This is a genomic window from Kitasatospora sp. NPDC091257 (genome assembly GCF_044757675.1).
GTDB lineage: Bacteria > Actinomycetota > Actinomycetes > Streptomycetales > Streptomycetaceae > Kitasatospora > Kitasatospora lactacystinica.
In genome coordinates, this window is sequence record NZ_JBIVVI010001148.1 from 1 (window position 1) to 2894 (window position 2894).

Annotated in this window: 3 protein-coding genes; all 3 read right to left on the reverse strand. The window is 69.5% G+C overall.

All coding sequences use genetic code 11. From position 1 onward, the window contains the following. A partial coding sequence (locus ACIQOV_RS35590) for an ABC transporter ATP-binding protein (protein ID WP_401054961.1) occupies positions 1 to 842 on the reverse strand: 842 nt, incomplete at its 3' end. A gap of 15 nt (positions 843 to 857) precedes the next feature. Beyond that, positions 858 to 1772, reverse strand: coding sequence for an ABC transporter permease (locus ACIQOV_RS35595; protein WP_401054963.1), 915 nt, complete (start codon positions 1770 to 1772; stop codon positions 858 to 860). 76 nt (positions 1773 to 1848) lie between these two features. Continuing rightward, positions 1849 to 2775, reverse strand: coding sequence for an ABC transporter permease (locus ACIQOV_RS35600; protein ID WP_401054962.1), 927 nt, complete (start codon positions 2773 to 2775; stop codon positions 1849 to 1851). Positions 2776 to 2894 lie beyond the last annotated feature (119 nt).

The window sequence follows — 2894 nt, forward strand, 5'->3', positions numbered from 1 at the left end:
GGAGAACGAGCTGCTGGACCGGCTGGCCGCCGACGAGCGGATCCCGCTGGACCGGGCCGGGCGTACAGCTCGTGCACCGGGGCGGTCTCGACGATCCGGCCCGCGTACATCACGGCGATCTTGTCCGCGACGTCGGCGACCACGCCCAGGTCGTGGGTGATCAGGATCAGGCCCATGTTGTACTCGGCCTGCAACTCGGCCAGCAGGTCCATCACCTGGGCCTGCACCGTCACGTCCAGGGCGGTGGTCGGCTCGTCCGCGATGATCAGGTCCGGCTCCAGGGCCAGCGCCATCGCGATCATGATGCGCTGGCGCATGCCGCCGGAGAACTGGTGCGGGTAGTCGTTCACCCGCTGCCCGGCGGCCGGGATGCGCACCCGGTCCATCAGCTCGATGGCCCGGTCCCGGGCCTCCTTGCGGGAGACCCCCCGGTGCGCCCGGAACATCTCCCCCAGCTGGTAGCCGACGCTCAGCACCGGGTTCAGCGCCGAGAGCGCGTCCTGGAAGATCATCGCGATCTTCTGGCCGCGGATCCGCCGCCGCTCCTCCTTGCTCATCCTGAGCATGTCCTGGCCCCGGTAGAGGATCTCGCCGCGCGGGATCCTGGCCGGCGGCATGTCCAGGATGCCCATGATCGCCTGCGCCGTCACCGACTTGCCCGAGCCGGACTCCCCCAGCACCGCCAGCGTCTCCCCCGCCGCGACGGAGTAGTTGACGCCGTTCACGGCCCTGGCGACGCCGTCCCGGGTGACGAACTCGACGTGCAGGTCCCGCACGTCGAGCAGCGGCCCCTGGTACGGCGCCTCCTGCACGCGCCCGGTGGTGTCCACCGCTGTACTCACGATGCGCTCCCTCGCTCAGCGAAGCTTCGGATCGAGGGCGTCGCGGACCGCGTCGCCCATCATGATGAAGGCCAGCACGGTGATGGAGAGCGCCGCGGCCGGGAAGAACATCACGTACGGCGCGGTCCGGATCACCTTCTGGGCGGAGGAGATGTCGATGCCCCAGGAGATGGTCGGCTCCTGAAGACCGATGCCGAGGAAGCTCAGCGTCGCCTCGGTCGCGATGTAGCCGCCGAGCGCGATGGTCGCCACCACGATCACCGGCGCGACCGCGTTCGGCAGGATGTGCCGGAGCATCAGCCGTCCGGTCCCGGCCCCGAGGGCCCGGCCCGCCGTCACGAAGTCGGACTGTTTGACGGTCAGCACCGCGCCGCGCATGACGCGGGCGATCTGGGTCCAGCCGAGGACGGCCAGGGCGACCACCACGGTCCACACCGTGCGGACGGTGAACGCGTTCAGCAGCACCAGGGCGCCGAGCAGCAGCGGGATGCCGAAGAAGATGTCGACGATCCGGGAGACCACCGCGTCGACGGCCCCGCCGTAGTACCCGGCGACCATGCCGGTCAGCCCGCCGAGCAGGGTGACCGCGGCGGTCACGAAGATGCCGACGGTGATCGAGGCCCTGGCGCCGTAGACCACCCGGGCGTAGATGGACCGGCCCTGGGCGTCGTAGCCGAACCAGCCGGCGCCGAAGAAGTCCGTCCAGTCCGGCCGCCGGAGGTAGTCGTGCACCAGGTCGGCCCTGCGCGGGTTGGCGTCGGTGAAGGCCCAGGGGAAGATCGCGATGAGCACCAGCAGCACGATCAGCACGACCGAGAGCAGGAAGATCGGCCGTCGGCGCAGGTCCCGCCAGGCGTCGCCCCAGAGGCTGCGGGCCTCCTCCCGCTTCTCCACGTCGGATTCGACCAGGGTCTCCTGCTCCACCGCCATGCCCTGCTCCCCCGCGAAGTCGAGACGGGAGACACCAGGCTTGGGATGCGGTTCGTAGGAGTCCTCGTCGTGGATGTCAGACATAGCGGATCCTCGGGTCCAGGACCGCGTAGAGCAGGTCGACGAGCAGGCTGGCGACCAGGTAGATGATCACCAGGACGGTCACGATGCCGACCACGGTCGGGCCTTCCTTCTGGTTGATCGCCCGGTACAGGACGTTGCCGATGCCCTGCACGTTGAAGATGCCCTCGGTGACGATCGCCCCGCCCATCAGCGCGCCGAGGTCGGTGCCGAGGAAGGTGACCACCGGGATGAGCGAGTTGCGCAGCAGGTGGCGGGAGACGATGGTCCGCCGGGGCAGGCCCTTGGCGGTCGCGGTCCGGATGTAGTCGGCCCGCAGGTTCTCGCCGATGGAGGTCCGGGTGAGCCGGGCGACGTACGCGAGCGAGAGCGAGCCGAGGACGACCGCCGGCAGGATCAGCTGGGAGAGGTCGTAGCTGTCCTGCACCGTCGGCGTGACCCAGCCCAGGTTGGTGGCGAACACGGTCTGCGCGATGTAGGCCAGCACGAAGACCGGGATCGAGATCACCACCAGGGTCAGGATGAGCACCAGGGTGTCCGCGATGCTGCCGCGCTTCAGCCCGGAGAGCACACCGAAGGCGAGGCCCACGATCATCTCGAAGAGAAAGGCCATCAGCGCCAGCCGGATGGTGACCGGGAAGGCGTCCGCCATGATGTCGGAGACCGGGCGGCCGGTGAAGCTGGTTCCGAAGTCCCCCTGGAAGAGGTTCCCCATGTAGTGCAGGTACTGCTTCCAGAGCGGCTGGTCGAGGTAGTACGTGTGCTTGATGCTCGCGACCACCGACGGGTCTGCGGCCTTCTCGCCGAACAGCGCGACCACCGGGTCGCCCGGCAGCGTGTAGACCATCACGAAGATCAGCAGCGTGGTGCCGAAGAACACCGGGATCATCTGCAGCACCCGCCGCAGCACGTAACTGCCCATCCGAGCCTCCTTCCTGTGTGGCCGACCGGGCCGGGCCGGTCGGCCGGGAGACCGCGCCCCGCCCTCCGCGCGGGGAGGGCGGGGCCGGTGCGCGGGGATCAGGGTCCGGGGATCAGGGC

Bases quoted from the DNA above. Each gene is read 5' to 3' on its own strand.
- ACIQOV_RS35600 (WP_401054962.1), bottom strand. From the start codon at position 2,775: ATGGGCAGTTACGTGCTGCGGCGGGTGCTGCAGATGATCCCGGTGTTC.
- ACIQOV_RS35595 (WP_401054963.1), bottom strand. From the start codon at position 1,772: ATGGCGGTGGAGCAGGAGACCCTGGTCGAATCCGACGTGGAGAAGCGG.